This is a genomic window from Flavimarina sp. Hel_I_48, assembly GCF_000733945.1.
In the GTDB taxonomy this organism is placed as follows: Bacteria; Bacteroidota; Bacteroidia; order Flavobacteriales; family Flavobacteriaceae; genus Leeuwenhoekiella.
The window spans coordinates 313,505-336,988 of record NZ_JPOL01000003.1 but is presented as its reverse complement, the minus strand read 5'-3'; the positions used below and the strand labels follow the sequence as shown (position 1 = coordinate 336,988).

Here is a 23,484-nt window from a genome sequence, read left to right as displayed (position 1 = left end):
AGTGATATAAAACAAATAGCAAAAAAAATGCCGGTAGACTTGAAGTTTACCGGCAAATTAGTTTTTATAATTTATAAGAATTACTTGTTCTCAAGTTCGCAAATGGCATTTCCAGGCACAACCTGAAGCGGTACATCATCCTTTCTCGCTGTGAATGTAAAGTTTGTCCCAACGCCCAAAGTAGATTCAACTTCAATGGTTCCGCCTAAATTGGTTATTAGTTTCTTTACAGTAGACAAACCAATACCATTACCGCGGTTACCATTTTTGTCCTTTTCTATAGCTACGCTAAACAGGTCAAAAATGTTTACGATCTTCTCCTTAGAAATCCCTATACCGTTATCTTCAATAGTAAACCTATAATAATCCTCAATCTCCTCAAATGAGATTTTTATTAATGGATGTTCTTTATCATTGTATTTTATACTGTTGCCAATAAGGTTAATAAAAATCTGATACAACGCTGCGCGATTACAGTTGACCATCACGTTTTCTTCTGGCATCTGGATAACGGTGGCATAGTCGCTGTTTACCATTTCTTCAATTTCCTCAAGAAGGTGGTGCAGATCAAACATTTCACGCTGATTGATGCTTAAATTATCACTCTCATAATGTTGCAAAATACCATTGATATATTCGCTCAAAGAGAATGAAGAACTTTTGAGATAATTGAGATAATCAAGCCCTTTTTCATCAAGGAATTGTTTGTACTTTGCCTTCAACAGATCTGTAGTGGTAATGATATTTGCCAGGGGCATTTTCATGTCATGGGAAACAACACCGGCAAAATCCTTAAGCAACTCATTTTTTTTGATCAGATTTTCCTGAAGGTTTTTATTTTCCAGGTGCTGTTTGTGAAGTTCAAATAGGCTTACAACCTGATTGGCCAATGCTATGAGTGTCCTGATTTGATTTTCATCCAGCTTCCTGGGTTGGTGATCAAATACGCACAACGTCCCAAGCGCATGTCCTTTCTTATCAATAAGTGGCACACCGGCATAGAAAATAGTCTTCGTATCTCCCGTAACAAGGGGATTGTCCTTAAATCTGGGATCTTCCCGTGCATCTTCTACAATAAATATAGCTTCTTCATTTTTTATTGCATGGGTACAAAAGGATATTTCCCGTGGAGACTCATTAAAGTCCACACCATAGTGGGATTTTAAAAAATTTCGGTTATAATCTAACATGGTAATAAGCGATATGGGCGTATTACATATGTATGCGGCAATCTGAGTTATATTGTCATAACTTTGCTCTGGTAGGGTATCTACCAGCTTGTATGAATCTAAAGCGTTTTGACGTAATTTTTCTTTCATTTTTTCTAGCGTCATAAAATGAGATCAATAGGTTTAAAATTTAAAAAAATATTCAGCCTAACATACTGAATTTGAATGCGTACTTAATTGATCATTTCTAAATTAAAGATAATACTTTCAGAAAGTTTTGAAAAGTATTGTGAATAATTTTTTATAAAAAATCCTTAATTTTTCACTTGTGGAATTGCCGCTTTTTCAAAAAAAAATAAGGGTGATTTTTTCATTTTAGTCCTTAGAAACTGTTTTTTTCAAAGGCGCTCATTCCAAATAGGGCAAAATCATATTTAACAGGATCCTGCGGATCTAATTTTCTCAACGCCTTGTCAAGTTCAGCGACCGCGGTAGCATCGTTTTGCTTCCTTTTTAGTAAACCTAGTTGCCTGGCGACCCTACCGGAATGTACATCTAACGGACAGGAAAGCTGTGCCGGACTCAGTGAATCCCAGAGGCCAAAATCCACATTCTTACCATCTGAACGTATCATCCACCTTAAAAACATGTTTATACGTTTTGCAGCTGACTTTTTCAAAGGGTCACTTACGTGCTTTTGGCTTCGCTTCAAGTGTTCTATCTCAAAAAAATGCTTTTTAAAGGTGTGAATGGCAGTTTGTAGCGATTTGGTTTCTGCATTGCTTTTAAAAATGGCTTCCATACCGGCATAATTGTTATAAATATGCCTTAAACCACGTATAAAAGTGCCAAAATCGGTGCCATTGAAGGTTCTGTGAACAAAATGATTTAGGGATTTTAAATCCTGTTCCTGATGGTGCATCACAAAATTATAAGGTTCCTGCTCCATCAACTGCATCATTTGCGTAGCATTGTTGATGATGCTTTTGCGGTTGCCCCAGGCAATAGTAGCAGTGAGGAATCCCGCAATTTCCCGGTCTTCTTTACCTGAAAATTGATGTGGGATCTGGATAGGATCTGTACCTATAAATTTAGGCTGCTCATAGAGCGCTGCTTTTTCATCGAGAAAATCCTTTAAATCTTTTTTATTCATCCTTGGCGACGATTTTGCCATCTACCATGGTCAGTTTTCTATCAGCCATATTTGCAAGATCTTCGTTGTGGGTTACGATTACAAAGGTCTGGTTGAATTCATCGCGTAGTTTAAAAAAGAGGTGGTGCAGATGCTCTGCCGACTCGCTATCCAAATTCCCTGAGGGCTCATCGGCAAGGATAAGGGCGGGATCGTTTATAAGCGATCGGGCCACGGCAACGCGTTGCTGTTCGCCGCCAGATAGCTGGTTGGGTTTGTGGTTTTCGCGATGTGATAATCCCAGGAAGCCCAGAAGTTCCTTCGCTTTAGCTTCCACTTTGCTTTTTTCGGTTTTTGCGATAAACCCAGGGATACATACATTCTCTAGCGCAGTAAATTCAGGTAATAATTGATGAAACTGAAAGATGAAACCAATATTCTGGTTTCTAAATCTGCTTAGTTCTTTATCTGATAATTCCGCAACGCTTGCCCCATTTATATTAAGTACTGTGAAAGGGTTTTTGTCTGCACGGTCAAGTGTTCCCAGTATCTGTAGCAAGGTGGTCTTACCAGCGCCGCTCGCCCCTACGATTGAAACTACCTCGCCCTTTGCGATGCTGAGATCCACACCTTTGAGCACATGAACATCACCGTATGACTTTAAAACCTGTTGTACTTCTATCATGTATCGTGTTTCTTTTTAGCTGTGGTTCCTTCCGTAGGAAATTTAAATAACCATTCTTTGGCCACAACAAAATATAAAATGCTTTAGAAGCACAAATATACTATTTGCGCCACAGGTGAACGCGTTTGTCTTTGTAAAGGCCTTAAACTTTCAGAAATAGGGAAATTTGATAAAAATATTGCCCTATAAAAGCCAATTTTCGGTAAGAAATGCCAAAAAATAACGACCATAATAGTAGTGGTTTTACGGTTCTGTGAACTAAACGTTAAACCAAATTTTTAAAAATAATCCTTAAGTATCTTTGTTCAACTATGCAAGAGAAAAGTAAAACAGCAACCTTCGCGAATGGCTGTTTCTGGTGTACGGAAGCAGTATTTCAGCGTTTTAAAGGAATTGATAAAGTCTATAGCGGTTATACCGGCGGAAAGATCAAAAACCCGGCCTACCGTGAAGTTTCCATGGGGCTCACCGGTCACGCCGAAGCGATTCAGTTTGAGTACGACCCCACAGTAATCACATATAAAGAACTTCTTGAGGTATTTTTTACCACACACGATCCCACAACCTTAAACAAGCAGGGAAACGATGTGGGAACACAATATAGAAGTGCCATTTATTATGATTCTCAAGAGCAGAAAGAAACTGCGGAAGAATATATTGCCTGGCTTACCGAAAATAAAGTGTTTGATGAGCCTATCGTGACAGAATTAAAGCCGCTTGATGCTTTTTACAGGGCAGAAGAAGAACACCATGTGTTCTACAATCGAAATAAAGAAATGGGGTATTGTCAATATATCATCAACCCGAAGATCGATAAAATAAGAAAGCATTACCAGCATAAATTGAAAGAAGAATATACCCAATAATATGTCTTATAAAGAATTTGCAGAATACGATGCGGAACAAACCGGTGGTATAAAAGATAGTTTTTCATCTATTATTACAGGTCTGGGGGAAGATGTGAACCGGGAGGGCATCCAGAAAACGCCAGAACGCGCCGCTAAAGCTATGATGTACCTCACACAGGGTTATACGATGAATGCTGCGGAAATATTGAAAAGCGCCATGTTTGCCGAAGATTACAATGAAATGGTAATTGTTAAGAACATTGAGCTTTATTCACTTTGTGAGCATCATATGCTTCCATTTTTTGGAAAAGCACATATTGCATATATTCCAGATGGTCATATTGTAGGACTTAGCAAACTGCCACGTGTTGTAGATGTTTTTGCACGCAGGCTGCAGGTGCAGGAGCGCTTGACACATGATATTTTAGAATGTATCAATGACACACTAAAACCACAGGGCGTAGCCGTAGTTATCGAAGCATCACATATGTGCATGATGATGCGAGGTGTACAAAAACAGAATTCCACTACCACAACTTCTGGGTTCCGTGGACAATTTGAGAAAATAGAAACGCGCAACGAGTTTTTAAAACTTATTAGTTCAGATTTAAGCTAATCTGGCACTTTTATTGTATATTATAATTAAAATCAATAATTATGATCGCAAATAAAAAAAGTTACTGGTTAAAGGTTTGATTTATGACCTCGTGGGTATGGCGACTATGGCAATCCCTGTTGTAGGTCCTTTTTTAGATCTGGCATGGGCACCCTATGCTGCCAAGAGTATGAGCAAAATGTATCCTGGTAAAAAAGGAAAGCTCGCATCCATACTGGTCTTTATAGAAGAGATTTTACCCTTTACTGATATTGTTCCTTCTTTTACCTTGATGTGGTTGTACACATTCGTTTTCAGCAGCGCTAACAAGCCGGTCGAAAATGTGGTATTTGAAGCAGAAATGGTTCGATAAAAAGTATCTAGAAAACTCAACTATAAACACAAAAAACCAGGCAATTTGCCTGGTTTTTTGTGTTTTAGAGCTATTTTTTACTCCTTTCGTGCCCGCTGTATCTTGATGATTTTGACTACTACAAAATAACCAATGAGTGCTATAATAACATACCAAAGGTAAGAAACGGGTTCTCCTTCGCCACCTACAGTTGTAAATAAACGCTCCCAGCGTATTTTGTCAAATCCGGTAGCGTTACTATCCCAACTCATAAAAACCAATACAGGCTTACCTACAACATGGTTTTCTGGAACATAGCCCCAGAAACGGCTATCTTCGGAATTATGGCGGTTGTCGCCCATCATCCAGTAATAATCCTGTTTAAAAGTATATTCTGTGATGGGATTGCCATTCAATAAGATCTGTGAACCGTTTTGGGTCAGGCTGTTATTGATACCCATTTCGTCACCTTCATAAACTTCAATGAGCCTTTTATAAAACGGAAGTGTTTCCGCATTAATAGGTGTTGTCGTTCCTTTTTTCGGAATATAAAAAGATTTCATTTGATCCCTGTTTCCCAAACTAGCCTTTCCCTTGGGAAAGATTGTTGGGTCAATACGGTCAGGGGTCATTATGTTGCGTTCCAATGCACTTACATTGGGATGGTTTTTGAAACTGGCCGCGCTTTCATCGGTCAGGGAGAAGACAATAAAATCGTTTCCACTTGTAAAGCGCATCCCATCTGTGAGGTCGTATCTTTCGTAAAGATTTTGTGCATTAAAGCCTCCGGTCGCGGTGCCTGTATAACTATACTGAGGCCTGGCGCGGTCTGGTAGGTTTATGGGTTGTCCATTGGCAAAAACTTTGCCATCCACAATCTTAAGGCTGTCCCCGGGAAGTCCTACACAACGCTTTACATAATTGGATTTTTTATCAATGGGCTTATCATAATATTTACCATCATCCAGACCATAAAAACGGTTTACGGTATCTACCGGCCAACTAAAAACAACAATATCCGCCCGCTCTACATCTTCAAAACCGGGAAGGCGAAAGTAGGGGAGTTGTGGCCACTTGCTATACGACTTGGTTTTAAGAATAGGGATCGTATCATGTACCATGGGAAAGCTCACTGTGGTCATGGGCGTTCTGGCACCATAATGAAATTTACTCACAAATAGGAAATCCCCAACCAACAATGTTTTTTCAAGGGAAGCCGTGGGGATTGTAAAAGGTTGCATGACGTAAGTGTGCACAATTGTTGCTGCAACTACCGCAAAAAGTACTGAGCTTATCCATTCTCCAGAACCGCTTTTAGGAATAAGCGAACGATTTTCGATATAGGGACCAGCGTCAACATAATTTACATAATAGATGTAAAAACCGAGGGTGACAATGACTAAAATCGTGTCCTTCAGGCTATTTTTTCCGAAGCTGCGTATGGTTTCTACCCAGATCACGGGAAACATTATCAGGTTCACAATAGGGATAAAAAGCAGGATCGTCCACCAGCGGGGCCTGTTGATAATCTGCATGAGTACAACCGCATTATAAACAGGTACGGCAGCTTCCCAGGCTTTTCTGCCAGCTTTTATATAAAGCTTCCAGGTGCCCAGAAAATGAATGACCTGTACAGCCAGAAAAAATAAAAACCATTGTGTTATTGTCATATCTTCTTCTTTTATTCTGAAGATTTAATCAGAATGTGGGATTATAAATTTTATTTATCTAGAGTTGCTAAAGATATTGCATTAAGAAATTTACCAACTGATAAGAAGCAATTCCTAAACAGAGGCCCGCTATCATTTGGGCTATTAGTTGCTTTTTCATTGCAACTGTTACAAAATCCAATCGATTTCCATCTTTGCTTAGTTCAAATTGAATGTTCCTCAAACCAAAGGATTTATAGATTGATTTCAATTGAAATTTTTCATTTTCAATATAAAAGGTATGTGTTGTTCCGCCTGAGCAAAATTTTCTGGAAATTTTTCTATCGCTTACATAAACGCATTCCTTACCAAAGAATCCCTTAGAAAAAATAATCTCGTGACCATTAATTTTAAAAAGCGTTTTCCGCATTATATTTTTTATCTTGAATTCAAAATCGGTCTTTCAAAATTTAAAATGCTTTAAAGACCAAGAACATCTTTCATGCTATAAATACCGGTTTTATCATGCAACCATTCCGCAGCGAGCACAGCACCTAATGCAAAACCCTGTCTGGAATGTGCCTTATGTTCTATTTTAATCTCATCAACTTCACTGGTGTAGTTGATACTATGTGTACCGGGAACTTCTCCTTCACGGATTGCGTTGATTTTGATTTTCTGATCATCGGCAGCATCAAGTGACCAACCTTTTTTAGTACTGTGTTCAAGAATGCCTTCCGCAAGGGTGATAGCGGTTCCACTGGGAGCGTCCAACTTATGAATGTGATGAATCTCTTCCATAGAGACGTTATAACCATTGACATGTTGCATCATTTTGGCCAACTGCTTGTTGAGCTCAAAAAAGATATTGACCCCTACGCTGAAATTAGAGGCGTACAAAAAAGCACCTTCATTATTCCTGCATAATTCAGTCATTTTTTCATACTGATCCAGCCAACCGGTAGTGCCTGAAACCACGGGGACTTTATTGTTAATGCACGTGGAAATATTATTGACCGCGGCCTCAGGAATACTGAAATCTATCGCAACATCTACATTTTTAAGTGTAAATTCCTGGTTTTTATCTACTTTCAGGATGATTTTGTGACCACGATCCTCGGCGATTTTTTCGATGGTCTGTCCCATGCGGCCGTAGCCTAGAAGTGCTATGTTCATTTTAGAAAGAGTAGGTTAAACGTGCGCCAAAGGTATTGATAGGGCTAAATTCGTCCCTTTTGAAATAGGGATTTAAGGTTAGGGTGTCATCCACATTAAACTGGGAAAGGTGGGCGCGTACATTCGCTTCGACGATCTGGAGCACATAAATTCCGGCAGAAATCAATATTGCAAGTTCCTTGTTGCGCCTAAACTGGGTTTGTGCGCGCAAAAGTGCGTCTGCGGTAAATACTTCGTTAAGAGTTCCATCTTCTGCAACAAGGGTAAATTCATCAATGCGACCTGCAATACGGTCTTTATAGGCCGTACGATAGCGTTGAAATTCCTTCTGGTTGTAAACCGCAATCCCCACGCCAGTGCCCAGGGCAGCATATACTATGGGTACTTTCCAGTAATCTTTGTTATAAGCCTGACCCAGACCGGGAAGAACCGCCGAATAAAAAGCGACCTGCGCAGGTTTTAAAGGCCTGTAATCATCTTCTATAATGCTATCCTGTGCTTTTACGGCAGCCACTTCTTCACCTGTCGCGGTAACCTGCGCCTGCATAGAAAAGCAATACAGGAATAGGCCCAGCATTAATATGTAGCTATTAGTCCGCACCTTGAATCAATTTTTGAATACGTTTAAAATCCTCTTCCGAAGAAAATGGTATAATTAACCTACCATTTCCTTTTTTAGCAACTTTTACGTCCACTTTAGCGCCAAAGTAACTTGCAATTTCTTTTTTGCCTTTTTTCATAAAATCGGGCATTTTAGGTTTAACAGGAGTTACAGAGGTATTTCCATCGGCTTTGTAATTTTTCACAAGTGCTTCCGTTGCACGTACAGAAAGGGAGTTTCCTATGATTTTCTCGTAAATATCGAGTTGGTCACCTGTATTTTCGATATTTATCAAAGCCCTGCCGTGACCCATGGAAAGAAAACCATCCCGCATCCCGGTTTGAATGATGGGATCAAGTTTTAACAAACGCAGGTAATTTGCAATTGTAGATCTATTTTTGCCCACGCGATCACTCATTTGCTCCTGCGTAAGGTTGATTTCATCAATAAGTCGCTGGTAGGAGAGGGCGATCTCAATAGGATCCAGATCTTCGCGCTGAATGTTTTCGACCAGGGCCATTTCAAGCGATTCCTGATCATTGGCAATACGAATGTAAGCCGGGATTTTTTCAAGTCCCACAATCTTTGAGGCCCTAAAACGTCGTTCCCCGGAAACCAGCTGATATTTCCCGAAGCTCAACTTTCTAACCGTGATAGGCTGTATAACGCCCAATTCCCGTATGGAGCTGGCGAGTTCTTTTAGTGCTTCTTCATTAAAGCTGCTGCGCGGCTGAAAAGGGTTGACCTCAATTGCGGTAAGTTCAAGCTCAACAATATTGCCCACTACTTTATCCGCGCCTTTGTCACCGGCAGATTTTATATCATTTTCAGGATCATTGAGCAAAGCGGAAAGTCCGCGGCCCAGTGCCTGTTTTTTTGTAGCCTTCGCCATTATGCTTCGTTTTTCTTGATGATTTCCTGCGCCAGGCTTAGATAATTGGTAGCTCCTTTACTGGCCGCATCGTAGTTTATGATACTCTCCCCATAGCTGGGAGCTTCACTTAAACGCACGTTGCGCTGTATAATTGTCTCAAAAACCATCTCGTTAAAGTGCTTTTGTACTTCTTCGACCACCTGGTTAGAAAGACGCAAACGAGAATCGAACATCGTTAGCAAAAGCCCTTCGATATCAAGTTCCGCATTATGGATTTTTTGAACGCTTTTAATGGTATTAAGCAGTTTTCCCAAACCTTCAAGGGCAAAATATTCACATTGAATAGGAATTATGACGGAATCTGCAGCAGAAAGTGCATTAAGGGTCAATAGACCCAGTGAAGGAGCGCAATCTATAAAAATATAATCGAAGTCATCTTTGATCTGATTGATCGCCATGCGCAGCATATATTCCCGCTGCTCCATATCTACCAATTCAATCTCGATGGCAACCAGATCAATATGTGCGGGAATTAGGGAGAGGTTGGGTGAATCTGTAGCAATAATCGCATCACCGGGCTTAACACTTTGATCAAACAATTGATACGTTCCCACTTCAACACCTTCTACATCAATACCCAAGCCAGAGGTTGCGTTCGCCTGTGGATCAGCATCTATGAGAAGCACCTTTTTTTCCAGAACACCCAGGGATGCTGCAAGATTTACAGCGGTTGTGGTTTTGCCCACTCCACCTTTCTGATTGGCCACTGCGATAATTTTACCCATAGTTACTTGACTCGGTTGTTGAGCACCAAAAATACAATTTATAATATGCTTTTAAAAAGGGAATTGTTAACAGACTTAACTAAACGGCTCGCGACCTACGCAATTCATAGATTATATAGCACTGAATGGATCGAAAATGACCTTTGGTGAATTTTATTCAATTTTGTATGGAAAACAACCATTTTAGGCTGATTTTCAACCCATTTCAACCCATTTCAACCCGAAAAAGTTGTTTTTTATGGTAGAAATTTCTAAAAAAAACAGTTATATCCACGGAAGAATTTACTTCAGCTGAGAGCGTTCAGGCAAACCCGATCACGATTTTTCTTGCCTTTGATCATTTCTTCCAACTGATCCCAGAGTTCTTCAGGAATATCCTGTAAAATATTGAATTGTCCGGCACCTTCTAGCCACTCGCCTCCATCAATGGTAACCACTTCACCATTTACATATGCAGAAAAATCAGAAACAAGGTACGCGGCTAAATTGGCAAGTTCCTGAAGTTCGCCCACACGGCGTAGCGGTATTTTTTTAGAAAGGTCAAACTTATCTTTTAGATCGCCCGGTAATAAGCGATCCCATGCACCTTTAGTAGGGAAGGGACCGGGTGCAATCGCATTGCTGCGTATGCCATATTTTGCCCATTCTACCGCAAGTGAACGCGTCATGGCAAGTACGCCGGCCTTTGCCGTGGCACTAGGTACTACATAAGCAGAGCCCGTCCAGGCGTAAGTGGTCACGATATTCAGAATAGTGGATTTTTCTTGTTTTGTGTCTATCCAATGTTTTCCAAAGGCGAGCGTACAATTTTTACTTCCTTTGAGAACAATATCAATGATCACATCAAAAGCATGCGCCGAAAGCCGTTCGGTAGGGGAAATAAAGTTGCCGGCTGCGTTATTGAGCAAAACATCAATTTGGCCAAATTCTTTAATACATTGATCACGCATCGCTTCCACCTGCTCGTAATCACGTACATCACATTGCACGGGAAGACAGGTTCCACCCGTTTCTTTTTCTAGTTCGTTAGCGGTGCCTTTTAGTTTTTCAAGATCGCGAGAGGTAATGGCTACCTGCGCGCCGAGCTCCAGAAAATATTTGGTCATCGCTTTTCCCAGTCCGCTGCCGCCACCGGTGACCACGATTGATTTTCCTTTTAACGCGTCATCGCGCAGCATTTTATCAGTGTAGGACATATTATTTATTTTAGGACTTTATGAATTTTAAATCTTCTCTTATTATAGTGCGCGTAAGGAATAATATACTGAATCCCGAGCTATAAAATTCAATTATTTTGAATTTGTAATGTATTTGATGTTCTATAAAAAATCAAATATATAAGGAAACTAACATTTGTATATCAATATTCTCTAATGCTGATTGATATAGAAAATGCTTATAAATTCATACTTATTTGTTCTTTTTTATAGCACATATTAGTCATGCGGTTATAAATAGTTTTATTATAAAAAACCAAAGGTGAGGAAATTACGTAAGTACCTAATTGGCGCAGATTCAAAACTATATATTTTTATTGATTTATTAAAAGCCGACATATAGTACCAAATTTGACAACAGAATTATCCAACCCCCTAATAAATTATCCTAAATGAAAATTCAAATTGATGGTACCAATACCGTAAATAAAGGCGCAGAATTGATGCTCACTGCTGTCCTGGACCGTTTAGAAAAGAAATTCCCCGATGCAGATATAATCTTTAACCCAAATATGCCAGGGAAGGAATTTGACTATTCAGAATCTTTTCGATTTAAAGAAAGAAAAATGCTGAATTATGGACGATATCCGGAGGCTATTTTGCGGCGTTTAAAAATGCCTCGTTCTTTCTTTACTGCCAAGTATGCGTCTAAAAGTATTGATGCCGTTCTGGATGCTGGCGGATTTCACTTCTCAGATCAATGGGGTTATCCAGATCATTATGTACAATTATTAGAGGATTATTACAGAAATTTACAAAAACAGAATACTAAACTTATTTTTCTACCGCAGGCTTTTGGCCCTTTCAAAACCGAAAACGCACAGCGTACATTGGCTACGATTAACAGATATGCCCATCTCATTATTGCAAGGGAGCAGGTTTCTTACGATTACATTATAGAGGCTGGAGTAGATCCTGAAAAAGTGAAAATATATCCTGATTTTACCTTAAGCGTTAGTGGTAAATTACCGTCATCCCTGGAATCGTTAAAAGGGAGGGTTTGTATCATACCTAACAAAAAAATGATTACCCATGCCAAGGGCGATACGAAGTCTTATTTGAATCTTATGGTCTCACTCATAGAATTTATACAGAAGCAAGGTCATGAAGTTTTTCTGTTGAATCATGAAGGACCGGGTGACTTGAAAATTTGTGATCAGATTAATTCAGGATTTGACACTAAACTTCACGTGGTTTCAGGACTGAATGCAAAAGAAGTCAAAGGGGTTATAGGATGCGCTTATATGGTTATTTCTTCCCGGTATCATGGCGTGGCAAGCGCACTTAGTCAGGCGGTGCCTTGTCTTTCTACCAGCTGGAATCACAAATATGAAATGCTTTTTAAAGATTATGACCTTCAGGATATGATCCTGGATATGGATAGTTCTATGGAAGTACTCAAAAATAAGATAAGGGGGCTTCTCGATAAACAAAGCAATGAAAGTATGCGCACGCATTTGATAACTGAAAAAAAATCCCTTTCAGAAAGCACAAATGCCATGTGGGACGAAGTGTTTTCGATAATCGAAAGCTAGCTCCTAATTAGTATTTTAATATATTTTGTCATTTATCCCTGAGAATCAAAGCTGCTCATCAAAACCTCTAAAATCCCGATAGCAGCTTCGCTGATCTTGGTCCCCGGGCCAAAAACCGCAACCGCACCAGCATCAAAAAGATAATCGTAATCTTGTTGCGGGATTACGCCGCCCACGATGACCATAATGTCCTCGCGATCCAGTTCCTTAAGCTTTTGGATCACTTGGGGAACCAGCGTTTTATGACCTCCGGCCAACGAGGAAATGCCCAGCACATGGACATCGTTTTCCACCGCTTGTTGTGCCGCTTCTTTTGGTGTTTGAAATAGCGGACCAATATCAACGTCAAAGCCAACATCTGCGTAGCCGGTGGCGACGACTTTTGCACCGCGATCGTGGCCATCCTGACCCATTTTTGCAATCATAATACGGGGACGACGGCCTTCTAGTTCGGCGAAATTATTGGCGAGTTCGCGCGCTTTGGCAAATGTGGGATCTTGTTTCATCTCTTTACTATAAACTCCGCTAAAAGATTTAATTTCTGCTTTATACCTACCAAAAACTTCTTCCAGAGCGGTAGAAATCTCTCCTAAAGTAGCCCTTTTTCGGGCTGCATTCACGGCAAGATTTAATAGATTTTCATTTGATTTTGCACCTTCAATAAGCTGTTTTAAAGCCTTTTTGACTGCTTTATCGTCCCGGTTTTCCTTAACAGATTTGAGGCGTTCTAGTTGCGATTTCCTGACCGCGGCGTTATCGACTTCCAGAATTTGAAGATCATCTTCTTTTTCCAGTCGGTATTTGTTGATCCCCACAATGACGTCCTGACCGCTGTCAATGCGGGCTTGCTTGCGCGCAGCGGCTTCCTCAATACGCAGTTTTGGAATTCCTTTTTCTATCGCTTTGGTCATTCCGCCTAGTGCTTCTACTTCTTCAATGAGTGTCCATGCTTTTTGTGCAATCTCATGGGTAAGGTTTTCCACATAATAACTACCCGCCCAGGGATCTACTGTCTTTGTAATGGCGGTTTCATCCTGAAGATAGATCTGCGTATTCCTGGCAATCCTTGCCGAAAAATCGGTAGGCAGGGCAATGGCTTCATCCAGCGCATTGGTGTGCAGGCTTTGGGTTCCACCAAAAACAGCTGCGGCCGCTTCTATGGTGGTCCGCGCCACGTTGTTAAAAGGATCTTGCTCCGTAAGACTCCAGCCGCTGGTCTGGCAATGTGTGCGCAGGGAAAGGGATTTTTTACTTTTCGGATTAAATCTACTTACTAATTTTGCCCACAACATGCGTGCAGCACGCATTTTTGCGATTTCCATGAAATGGTTCATGCCAATGCCCCAGAAAAAGGAAAGACGAGGCGCAAAATCATCAATTTTCATTCCTGCGGCAATCCCGGTTTTGATGTATTCGAGTCCGTCAGCGAGGGTGTAGGCCAATTCAATATCTGCCGTGGCACCAGCTTCCTGCATGTGATAGCCGGAAATAGAAATAGAATTAAAACTTGGCATTTTTTCCGAAGCGTATTCAAATATATCCGAAATGATGCGCATGGAAGGTTCTGGCGGATAGATATAAGTATTCCGAACCATAAATTCCTTTAAAATATCATTCTGAATCGTGCCTTGCAGCTGCTCAGGATTGACCCCCTGTTCTTCTGCGGCTACGATATAAAAGGCCATGATGGGCAATACCGCGCCGTTCATGGTCATGGAAACCGACATCTTTTCCAGCGGGATCTGGTCAAAAAGGATTTTCATATCCTCAACCGTATCTATCGCCACACCGGCCTTGCCCACATCGCCTTCCACACGCTCGTGATCACTGTCGTAACCGCGGTGTGTGGCAAGGTCAAAAGCTACGGAAAGCCCTTTTTGACCCGCTTTTAAATTGCGGCGGTAAAAGGCATTGCTGTCTTCCGCGGTAGAAAAACCAGCGTATTGGCGTATTGTCCACGGGCGTCGTACATACATTGTGCTGTAGGGACCGCGCAAATAAGGTGGAATACCGGCGGCAAAATCCAAATGTTCAAAATCTGAAATATCTTCTGCGGAATACTTTCTTTTGATATCAATTTCTTCAGCGTTCTTATTGGATTCGGAATGGTGCGTATCAAAACTATCTGTTTCAGAAAATGATTTTTGCTGAATTTTTAAATTCGATATGTCTTTTCTTTTCTTCATGAATTTCTTTAAAATCAAATACCGTCTTTACTTCATCCCGAAACAGCTCGGGATCGCATCAAAAGACCATGCGCTGTAATATTGAACTTCCGATTACTTTCAACTCTGCTAAGACCTACAAGGAACCGCTCGTTCCTCGCGGAATACCTTGCAGGTCGTTCCCGCAAGAAACGAGTTCCCCCTTTTGGGGTTAGGGGGATTATTCTTTTTGCAGTCTTTCCTGCTCCAATTTTTCAGCCAATCTTCTTGCAATTATGGGCGCAATGAGTGTTTTTCTGGGATTTTGTTTTATAAATGGGTACAGTTCAAGATTGTGTTTCATCTTATCTTCAGGATTGGGATGTTTGTTCGTACCCAAAAGTGTTTTTTCATTCCTATCAAACAGCTCCTGTTCTTTTTGAGCACTTTCCCTGATTTTCTGCTGTATTTGACCAGATTTTAATTGTTTTAGAAATCCGTCGCCGCGTTCTATTTCTTTGAAAAGGTCCAGGCTTTTTTCAGCCAATTGCTTTGTGAGGGATTCTATATAATAGGTCCCATCTGCGGGGTTTCCGGTAACATCAAAATAACTTTCTTCCTTTAAAATCAGCAATTGATTGCGTGAAATGCGTTGTCCAAACGTATTGGTTTTGTGATATAGCGCGTCGTAGGGCATCTTCAAAACCGTATTGGCACCACCCAGCACCGCACTCATACATTCTGTAGTGGTGCGCAACATATTTGTATTGTAGTCATAAATCACCTTGTTACGGCGGGAAGGCGTGGCGATAATGTGGCAGGTTTTTGGGAGGTCATATTCTGCTGCGAGCGTCGCATAAAGCAGCCGCAGGGCACGGATTTTTGCAATTTCAAAAAAATAATTTCCGCCCACGGCTATTTGAAAAGTAAGCGTGCTACTTTTCAGATTTTCACTAAAGTGATTCAAATATTCATTGGCGTGCGCCAGGGCGTAAGCAAGTTCCTGAACAATCGTTGTCCCGGCATTTTGATATAATCCTGAGTTTATACTTAGAATGGTATTATTTCTATTATTATTTGAAAAAGTAAGGAGTTGACCAACATTTTTAAAGTCTTTCTCCAAATTTTCAAACCAGTTTCCTGTAATGGCGAGATTGCCTATAATATCTATATTTAAATAAAGATTCTGCCCATTTTGTTGTGCAGCCTTCATTAAATCGGCATAAAATTCAACATCCAGGAAGGAAAGGTTTAAATAAACAGGAATCGATTTATTATCGATTTTAGTCAATAAATCGGTGATTTTGAAGGTTTTTTCGGCTTTAAATAGTAGTGCGCTGGCGCCTTTTTCTACGGAATCATTTGCCGTTTTTGCCGAAATTTTAGGATCAAGTACAAAAATTTCTTCGGCAATGTTCCAGGTTGAAGGTTGGCCGGGAATTGCGGGAAATTCCTTCAGGTCTTCGCGATGATAAAAAGGTTTTACATCGATCCCTTCGGGAGAATGCCAGATTACGCTATCGTTATAGTCCTCACCATTTAAATCAACCTGTATTTTTTGTTTAAAAGCCTTAGCCGAAACGGGTTCAAACTCAGAAAATAAGGATTTACTCATCGTTTTTTGTTTGCAGGCTATCTTCATATTCTATAATGAATATCTCTTCGCCGTCTTTCTTCATTAAGTATTCTTCCCGCGCAAAACGTTCCAGCTCCTCGCTGTTTTCTAACTTGGTAATCTGGTTGCGGTCACTCTGGATTTCTTTCTGAAAATAAGCTTTATTACCTTCTAGTTTGTCTATTTCCTTATCAAGTTCGTCATGGATAAGCCACGAATTTGCATCAAAAAAAAGCATCCAGATTCCAAAAATGAGCAAAATCAGCATGTAGGTATTGCCAAAGATGCGGAACCATTTTTTTTGTCGTAATTTTTTATAGAATGTCAAGATTTGGGGGTTTTGAGGTCAAAAAGATAGGCTTTTTAACTGATTTTATTATACTAAACGCTGATTTATAATCGTTCGTACAATTTCTATGGCCACATTGTTAAAGCGGTTGTTCGGGATTATAAGGTCTGCGAACTCCTTAGTAGGTTCTATAAACTGCTGGTGCATGGGTTTGAGGGTATTCTGGTAGCGGCCCAGAACTTCTTCAAGATCCCTGCCACGCTCTGCGATATCGCGTTTTAAACGGCGAATGAGACGCTCGTCAGAATCAGCATGAACAAAGATTTTGATATCAAAAAGTTCGCGTATTTCAGGATGTGTAAGTATTAAAATCCCCTCTACAATAACCACTTTGCGAGGTTGCGTGATGACCACATCGCTGGTGCGGTTGTGCTTTACAAAAGAATACACGGGCTGTTGTATGGCTTCGCCGGCGCGCAGTTGTTCCAGATGCTTGCAGAGCAATGCAAAGTCTATTGCCCGTGGGTGGTCAAAGTTGATCTTTACCCGCTCCTCGTAGGATAAATGCGAGGTTTCCTTATAGTAGGAATCCTGCGAGATCACGGTGACCTCACCTTCCGGTAGTTCATCTACGATTTGATTGACCACGGTGGTCTTTCCACTTCCGGTGCCGCCTGCGATCCCAATTATGAGCATAGTGTGTTGTTTGACGGCAAATTTAATAAACCTAAGTGTTCCGCGTACGCGAAAAGAGGTTTATCACTCGCTTTTTACGAACAGGCAACTGCAATTGGTTTTCTTTAGAAAGGAAGTTAAAAGTATTAATATCTGATAGCGTTTGTATTTATATAATTCCATTATCTTTAGTTTTCCATTTCAATTTTGAAGGATTGTTTTTTGTATGTTTTTCTGCACGTTATTTTAATTTGTGTTTGAACATTAAAATAGGAATATCTGCTTATTATACGATATTCACAAATATCTGCTTTTTTACAGATAATTGATGATATCTGCTTTTAAACAGATATATTTACATATCTGCTATAGAGCAGATATAGAATTTCATTATGAGAGCGATTTTAACCGGTGATATTATTAATTCCAGGGAGGGCGAGGTAGGAGCGTGGATCAATTATCTTAAAGAAACCCTTGATCAATACGGTACAGAACCTACAGACTGGGAATTATACAGGGGAGACAGTTTTCAACTGGCCCTAGATCCTGAAAATGCGTTAGTGGCAGCCATGCACATCAAAGCGGCGATCAAGCAGACTAAATCTCAAGATGTAAGGATAGCCATTGGTATAGGTGAGGAAGCATATAGCCCTATGAAAATCACGGAGGCTAATGGGTCTGCGTACGTTAGGTCTGGTGAATGTTTTGAAACCTTGAAAAAACAAACCCTTGCGATACGATCAGATCAGGAACATATGGATAAACCGGTAAATATTATGCTTGGCCTCGCGTTGCTTGTTGCAGATCACTGGAGCGGCACAGTGGCCGAAGTAATTAAAACCACGATAGAAAACCCAAAAAAGAACCAGAAAACCATTGCGAAAATGCTTGATAAATCCCAAAGCAATATAAGCGAAGCCTTAAAAAGAGGTGGTTTTGAAGAAATAATGAGCTTAAATGATTATTATAAAGCGCAAATTGCCCAACTATGATTCTTCTAGCCGTAAAATTGTTGATCGCGCATATAGTAGGTGATTTTGTATTTCAGCCAGATCACTGGGTAGCGGGAAAAAGAGATCATAAACACAAATCCAGGTATTTTTACCTGCACGGGCTTGTACATTTAGTGGCACTTCTGGTGGTGCTTGAATTTGATTTTTCCTACTGGCCGTATATATTGCTCATCGTACTCAGTCATCTCCTTATTGATCTCGTGAAGCTAAATCTGAACGCTAAGTTGAATTCAAGGATGCTTTTTGCCCTGGATCAAATAGCACATTTGCTCGTGATTGCGCTCGTGGTCTATATTCTTCATCCCTATACACTAACGCTGCAAAAACTATATTCTGCGGAAGTATTGTTGCTGGCGCTCGCAATTCTCTTCACCTCGTACGTGTCGGCAATTTTGATGAAAATAGTATTGAGCAGGTGGGAAGTAACCGAAGAAAACCCTGCGGAAGGATCGCTGAAAAATGCAGGGAAATATATAGGAATGCTGGAACGTTTGTTTGTCTTTGGGTTTATTATACTCAATCAATGGAGCGCAATAGGACTGCTGATTACAGCAAAATCGGTTTTTAGGTTCAGCGACCTCAACCGCGCAAAAGACAGGAAACTCACCGAATATATCTTAATAGGAACGCTTATGAGTTTTGGCCTTGCCATCTTAACGGCCTTGTTTTATAAATATCTGCTCAATTATATTTAAATAGTATAAAACGTGCTTAAAAAGAACATAAAAAAGGCCGTGGGCTTGATGCGGTAAATCACATTGCAGCCCACGGCTTATTTTATAAATAAGAAAATCTAAACTTAAAAGGTTCTGTTTCCTATTTCTTTACGAGTTCTCCCGTAGCTAAAGCACTTTCAAGATCTGCATGAAGTACAGGAAATGCATTAAAAAAGTGCTTGCCATCTTTTCTTGCCAAAGTGACTTTACCATCCTTTTTTTCTTCTTTTATGATAACGTGAACCCCGTGAAGCGTATCCATATCTGCGATGCCGCCACGTTTGATAATAAAGTTCTTTTTTGGGACGTCTATGCTTTTAAAAACACCTGAATCTGGTAAAACCAAATGGTATTCCATGGTTTGTGCAATCATCTCTAAATCAATGTTTTTAACCTCATGTTCATCATAATTCGAAAAGACTGAAAATAAACCTAATATTGCGATAAAATAAGTTTTAAGTGCCATAAATTGATGTTTTAGTAGTTGAAAGGTTGTTATTTTACAAAAATAACAGAATTTGACACTAAATGTTATAAGAAAAAGTTAAGGCTAACATGGTTTTTCTTCTCGAAAACATAAATGATGGAATAAGTAGTGATCGCTTAATACAACTTTAAATAGCTATAAAACCGAAGTGGTATTGTTTAGTTAAGTTGATACCATTCAATATTTTCAAGATTTGGTCGCCTTCCTTTTTCTTCTGGCGGATAATTGGTAACCAGATAATCAATAATAATTTGCTCATTTTCGCCCAGATCCCATAGATTTTGAGTTTCCTGCATCCATTTTATGGTCGCTTTCCATCGTTCTTCATCCATTCTGTTTTGAACGATAAGTTTTGAAGAATGGCAATTGGTACAGTTATTTACCACGGTCATAAGACCATCAGCTTCGACCAGCCCAGTTCTTAAATGAATCCCATCTACGATTTTATTATACTCATCTGGCGAAGCGTTATCTTTTTTGACAGAAGTTGAATCTTGTGTAGTCGTGATTTTAAAAAAATGCGACCCATCATCACCTGAAAGAAAAAAGAGTAGGACTACTACCGTAATCAAGCCTCCCAGAAGAAATAGTATTTTAGTGTTCTTATAAAACGGTTTATTCTGTTTACGACTTTCCATCAGCTTATTTTTACCGCTATCCTGTGGCAGGCATTGTTTAAATATCCTTTGGGATTCCATCCGGGGACGACCATGGGTTGGCTATTTCCGTTCGCATCTGTCGCTTTTGCCCAGACTTCATAATATCCTTTTTTCGGAAAACTGACTTTAGCCGAAAATTGCTGCCAGGCCAGACGGTTTACTGGTTTTTGCAGTTGTGCTTTAGTCCATGTTGCGCCAAAATCAATTGAATATTCCATCGCGCTCACTTCAAGTTCGCCTGCCCATGCGTGTCCGGAAATATTTAAGGTTTGGCCTAAAGTTAATATCGCACCAGATTTTGGATACGTAATCAATGATTTTACCGGCATGGACTCAATAATGCGCATATCTTTATCCTCAACCACAGCGCCAGGTTCAACAGGATTACGGGGCACGCGATAAGAATCGCCACCCATTTTTGCCCCATCGTGTACGATGTTGCGTATACTGATGCGGTTGATCCATTTCCCGGAAGCGGAAGCCGGCCAGCCCCCGGCGACCAGTCGTATGGGAAATCCATGTGCCAGAGGAATTTTATCACCGTTCATTTTAAAGGCAAGTAAGGTTTCTTCCTGATAGGCTTTTTGCATGGGCACACCCCGTGAGATGGGCTCTTTAGAGGGATCGCCGCTTAAATGCGTATCTGCCGCATGGTAGCCTAGATAAACTGCATCTTCTTTCACGCCCACATGTTTCAGCACATCCCTTAATCTAATTCCCGTCCAGGTAGCGCAGGAAACCGCGCCCGTAGACCATTGATTGCCCTTCGCTGGTGGATTGAACTCGCTGCGCCCATTTCCGCCGCATTCTAACGTAAGTTGATAGGTATGGTGCTTAAAATTTTCTTTTAGTTCCTTCAGGGTAAATGTGGTTTCCTCCATAATGGATTCCCCATCAAAATGCACTTTCCATTTGTCCTCGTCAATTTCTTCCGGAATACGCCCATTATTCCGAATAAACATGTATTTATTCGGTGTTACCGCATCGTTTAATAAATGCGCTTTTGACTCTATGTTCCAGGGTTTATCGTTGAGGATTTCCATTTCAGAATCTTTATTGAACATCTTGAAAGGATCTGGATCCTGCAGCGCTACCGGAGTATAGTCCGCCGGCATTATTTTACCAAAAACGATATCTGTCCCTAGCAAGGTAGAAAGGTAAACCAAAGTACTCTTTTGTACGAAGCGACGTCTTTTCATAGGATTTACGGTATGCTCAACTGAAATTAATTGGCGATTTAAGCTATAAACCGTGAATTAGCGGTTTATCGAAAGATAAAAAGAACTTCAATGCATTCTTAAGGTTTAATAATAAGATTTTTAAAAAACCTAAAGTGAATTAATATTCAAAATTCAAAGAAACATTCTTTATTTTTGGAAAAGAACCAACCTTCAACCAATTTTATGAAACAGATTTACTTCTTTAAAAACGACAGCCATTATCTTCTATTTTGCCTGTTTATAGGACTTTTTAGCCCTGTACCCGGATTTGCAGGAACCGAAAGTCCTCGTAGTATGTATCTAAATGCGGTGGTTGCCCCCGTTGTAGAAGATCAAAGTTTTAGCATAGTAGAAGGGAGCGCAAGTGGAACAAATGTAGGAACTATTTCCGCTACTGCGGAAGGGGGAATAACCGATTATTCCATTCTTAGTGCTACGTTTTATAAAGACTCCAATCCTCCCAGGGGAGACTCTTTTCAAGATCCCGAATACAACGCTATGAGCGTTTTTTCACTGAATGCGGAAACAGGCCTTCTCAGCGTTGACAATCCTAAATACCTGCTTTCCGGTCTTGGACCTATCGTCTTAGAAGTTGAAATTACTGACGCAAGCGGAGAAAAAGCATCATCTTCCATAACGATAAATATCACGGAAATGGAAGTTACCATTACCGAAACTTTAGCGCTGGATTGGGAAACTGTCGCAAATCATCCCCAGGGACATAGTGAAGCAACGGGCGGGGTAATAAATGAAAAGTTGTTCGTTTTTGGCGGTTTTACATCCAAATTCGCCCCTAAAGCATCCGTTTTTACGCTTGATGCCAATGCAAATTCCTGGTCACGCCTGGCTGATATGCCGCCCATGGCGAGCAATTCAGGTGGGGGAGGGGCTACACATATGGGTTGGACAGATGACGGAACAGATATTTATATCGCTGCCGGTTATGCTGCAGATGCCAGCGGGAACGCACAGCAATTTGGTGCGCGCCGGGTTTACAAATATATAGTTGCCGAAGATCGTTATGAAGAACTTCCCTCGTTGCCCATAGACCGTTCTGCCGGGGCGTTGGAATTTATTGCGGATAAGTTGTATTATGTGGCCGGTACTAACAGGGCACGCACGGAAGATCAGGGCGATCTGCTGGTGCTTGATCTCAATGATTTAAGCTCGGGCTGGAGCTATCTTTCGGCTATGCCAAACCCCAGAAACCATATTGGTTCGGCGGTTTTTAATGGTCAGCTTTATGTTTTTGGTGGGCAAAAGGAACATGATGAAGAACTTGTTCCTCAGGATGATGTGCACCGCTACGATCCTGAAACCAACACCTGGACGCAACTTTCTGATATGCCCCAACCTTTAAATCACATCCATGCTTCCGTATTTGTTTACGGGGATTATATTTATTCCATCGGCGGGCAGATTGTGCACAATGCAACGCCCTATGCTTCGGTTTATGCCTACCATCCAGAAACCAATACCTGGAAGCAATTTACAGATCTACCGGCCAGGCGCTTCTCGATCGTAGGAGGGGGAATTGATGGAAAACTTTATGCTTCCGGAGGAAATAATTCGCGTACAACCTATTTAGCTGCCTTACCAGAATCAATTTTAGGTTTGGAAAATGTTCAAAATGGCCGAAAAAACGGCCCAGAAAGCATTAAAATCTACCCAAATCCTGCTAAAAACAGCCTTTTTATTTCAAGAAAAGACCGGGATTTGGAACTTTCTGCAATTGCCATTTATGATATGAATGGAAAAAAGCTGGAGGACTTTGCTATAGAACGTAACCGCGCTGAATACAACTATCAGTTACCGATTTCTCAGTTTTCTGCCGGATTTTATATGTTGAAACTTACAACCACCAGTGGCGCTATTATTACTAAACGGCTATTAATTCAATAAAATCTCCATTCTGTTATGGATATATAATTTGAAGCCCAACAAATCTGTAATTATTCAATTATAATTTTCCGAATCGAAAAGACTTAGAATAGTACTTATATTCTTATTATGTTTGAGCTTTTCTTTGCTATTTTCGATAAAGTTTG

General features: G+C 40.5%; 23 protein-coding genes. 7 read left to right on the top strand and 16 right to left on the bottom strand.

Annotated elements, in window-relative coordinates:
- Positions 1 to 80: 80 nt before the first annotated feature.
- From P162_RS17355 to P162_RS17345, 3 genes are all read right to left on the bottom strand, one after another.
- Positions 81 to 1,319, bottom strand: coding sequence for a sensor histidine kinase (locus P162_RS17355; RefSeq protein WP_241077820.1), 1,239 nt, complete (start codon positions 1,317 to 1,319; stop codon positions 81 to 83).
- A gap of 232 nt (positions 1,320 to 1,551) precedes the next feature.
- Positions 1,552 to 2,322 carry a TIGR02757 family protein gene (locus tag P162_RS17350; protein WP_031429238.1) on the bottom strand — a complete coding sequence of 257 codons (771 nt, stop codon included), beginning with the start codon at positions 2,320 to 2,322 and terminating at the stop codon, positions 1,552 to 1,554.
- Positions 2,315 to 2,986 carry an ABC transporter ATP-binding protein gene (locus tag P162_RS17345; protein ID WP_031429237.1) on the bottom strand — a complete coding sequence of 224 codons (672 nt, stop codon included), beginning with the start codon at positions 2,984 to 2,986 and terminating at the stop codon, positions 2,315 to 2,317. Before P162_RS17345 ends, P162_RS17350 begins: the two co-directional genes overlap by 8 nt.
- Before the next feature lie 311 nt (positions 2,987 to 3,297).
- On the opposite strand from P162_RS17345, the gene msrA reads away from it, so the two are divergent.
- The 3 genes from msrA (at position 3,298) to P162_RS17330 (ending at position 4,802) form a co-directional block, all read left to right on the top strand.
- Positions 3,298 to 3,852 (top strand): peptide-methionine (S)-S-oxide reductase MsrA, encoded by a 555-nt coding sequence (gene msrA / locus P162_RS17340; protein ID WP_031429235.1) that lies wholly within the window; start codon positions 3,298 to 3,300, stop codon positions 3,850 to 3,852.
- A gap of 1 nt (position 3,853) precedes the next feature.
- Complete coding sequence (gene folE, locus P162_RS17335) at positions 3,854 to 4,450, top strand: GTP cyclohydrolase I FolE (RefSeq protein ID WP_031429234.1); 597 nt, start codon at positions 3,854 to 3,856, stop codon at positions 4,448 to 4,450.
- Positions 4,451 to 4,547: 97 nt separating this feature from the next.
- On the top strand, positions 4,548 to 4,802 hold the full coding sequence (locus P162_RS17330; RefSeq protein WP_051908171.1) for a hypothetical protein: 255 nt from the start codon (positions 4,548 to 4,550) through the stop codon (positions 4,800 to 4,802).
- 77 nt (positions 4,803 to 4,879) lie between these two features.
- Here the strand turns inward: P162_RS17330 and lepB are convergent, their stop codons facing one another.
- From lepB to P162_RS17295, 6 genes are all read right to left on the bottom strand, one after another.
- A complete protein-coding gene (gene lepB / locus P162_RS17325) occupies positions 4,880 to 6,451 on the bottom strand; it encodes a signal peptidase I (protein WP_031429231.1) in 1,572 nt (523 codons plus the stop codon).
- A gap of 459 nt (positions 6,452 to 6,910) precedes the next feature.
- Entirely contained in the window at positions 6,911 to 7,606 is a 696-nt protein-coding gene (gene dapB / locus P162_RS17315) for a 4-hydroxy-tetrahydrodipicolinate reductase (protein WP_031429227.1), read from the bottom strand.
- A 1-nt stretch (position 7,607) separates the two neighbouring features.
- A complete protein-coding gene (locus P162_RS17310) occupies positions 7,608 to 8,183 on the bottom strand; it encodes a DUF5683 domain-containing protein (RefSeq protein ID WP_031429225.1) in 576 nt (191 codons plus the stop codon).
- A 13-nt stretch (positions 8,184 to 8,196) separates the two neighbouring features.
- Entirely contained in the window at positions 8,197 to 9,099 is a 903-nt protein-coding gene (locus P162_RS17305; protein WP_031429224.1) for a ParB/RepB/Spo0J family partition protein, read from the bottom strand.
- Positions 9,099 to 9,866 (bottom strand): ParA family protein, encoded by a 768-nt coding sequence (locus tag P162_RS17300; protein ID WP_031429222.1) that lies wholly within the window; start codon positions 9,864 to 9,866, stop codon positions 9,099 to 9,101. Before P162_RS17300 ends, P162_RS17305 begins: the two co-directional genes overlap by 1 nt.
- A 287-nt stretch (positions 9,867 to 10,153) precedes the next feature.
- On the bottom strand, positions 10,154 to 11,062 hold the full coding sequence (locus P162_RS17295) for an SDR family oxidoreductase (RefSeq protein WP_031429220.1): 909 nt from the start codon (positions 11,060 to 11,062) through the stop codon (positions 10,154 to 10,156).
- 413 nt (positions 11,063 to 11,475) lie between these two features.
- Here P162_RS17295 and P162_RS17290 point away from each other — a divergent pair, with 413 nt between their 5' ends.
- Entirely contained in the window at positions 11,476 to 12,618 is a 1,143-nt protein-coding gene (locus P162_RS17290) for a polysaccharide pyruvyl transferase family protein (protein ID WP_031429219.1), read from the top strand.
- 32 nt (positions 12,619 to 12,650) lie between these two features.
- Here the strand turns inward: P162_RS17290 and scpA are convergent, their stop codons facing one another.
- From scpA to udk, 4 genes are all read right to left on the bottom strand, one after another.
- On the bottom strand, positions 12,651 to 14,804 hold the full coding sequence (scpA, locus tag P162_RS17285; RefSeq protein ID WP_031429218.1) for a methylmalonyl-CoA mutase: 2,154 nt from the start codon (positions 14,802 to 14,804) through the stop codon (positions 12,651 to 12,653).
- A gap of 199 nt (positions 14,805 to 15,003) precedes the next feature.
- A complete protein-coding gene (locus tag P162_RS17280; RefSeq protein WP_031429217.1) occupies positions 15,004 to 16,377 on the bottom strand; it encodes a methylmalonyl-CoA mutase subunit beta in 1,374 nt (457 codons plus the stop codon).
- Positions 16,370 to 16,645 (bottom strand): FtsB family cell division protein, encoded by a 276-nt coding sequence (locus P162_RS17275; RefSeq protein ID WP_051908170.1) that lies wholly within the window; start codon positions 16,643 to 16,645, stop codon positions 16,370 to 16,372. Before P162_RS17275 ends, P162_RS17280 begins: the two co-directional genes overlap by 8 nt.
- 108 nt (positions 16,646 to 16,753) lie before the next feature.
- Positions 16,754 to 17,362: a uridine kinase gene (gene udk / locus P162_RS17270; protein WP_031429214.1), complete on the bottom strand. Its 609-nt coding sequence runs from the start codon at positions 17,360 to 17,362 to the stop codon at positions 16,754 to 16,756.
- Between the two features lie 371 nt (positions 17,363 to 17,733).
- Here udk and P162_RS17265 point away from each other — a divergent pair, with 371 nt between their 5' ends.
- Together P162_RS17265 and P162_RS17260 are read left to right on the top strand one after the other, a co-directional pair.
- The gene (locus P162_RS17265) at positions 17,734 to 18,333 is read left to right on the top strand and encodes a SatD family protein (RefSeq protein WP_031429213.1); all 600 of its coding nucleotides are present in this window, start codon (positions 17,734 to 17,736) and stop codon (positions 18,331 to 18,333) included.
- Complete coding sequence (locus P162_RS17260) at positions 18,330 to 19,049, top strand: DUF3307 domain-containing protein (protein ID WP_031429211.1); 720 nt, start codon at positions 18,330 to 18,332, stop codon at positions 19,047 to 19,049. Before P162_RS17265 ends, P162_RS17260 begins: the two co-directional genes overlap by 4 nt.
- 121 nt (positions 19,050 to 19,170) lie before the next feature.
- Here P162_RS17260 and P162_RS17255 read toward each other — a convergent pair whose 3' ends face one another.
- The 3 genes from P162_RS17255 to P162_RS17245 all read right to left on the bottom strand — a co-directional run bounded on the left by P162_RS17255 (position 19,171) and on the right by P162_RS17245 (position 21,415).
- Entirely contained in the window at positions 19,171 to 19,536 is a 366-nt protein-coding gene (locus P162_RS17255; protein WP_051908155.1) for a hypothetical protein, read from the bottom strand.
- 179 nt (positions 19,537 to 19,715) lie between these two features.
- On the bottom strand, positions 19,716 to 20,195 hold the full coding sequence (locus P162_RS17250) for a hypothetical protein (protein WP_035917604.1): 480 nt from the start codon (positions 20,193 to 20,195) through the stop codon (positions 19,716 to 19,718).
- Positions 20,195 to 21,415 (bottom strand): sulfite oxidase, encoded by a 1,221-nt coding sequence (locus P162_RS17245; protein WP_031429205.1) that lies wholly within the window; start codon positions 21,413 to 21,415, stop codon positions 20,195 to 20,197. Before P162_RS17245 ends, P162_RS17250 begins: the two co-directional genes overlap by 1 nt.
- A gap of 204 nt (positions 21,416 to 21,619) precedes the next feature.
- Here P162_RS17245 and P162_RS17240 point away from each other — a divergent pair, with 204 nt between their 5' ends.
- Positions 21,620 to 23,338, top strand: coding sequence for a kelch repeat-containing protein (locus P162_RS17240; RefSeq protein WP_164076285.1), 1,719 nt, complete (start codon positions 21,620 to 21,622; stop codon positions 23,336 to 23,338).
- The last annotated feature ends 146 nt before the right edge of the window (positions 23,339 to 23,484 follow it).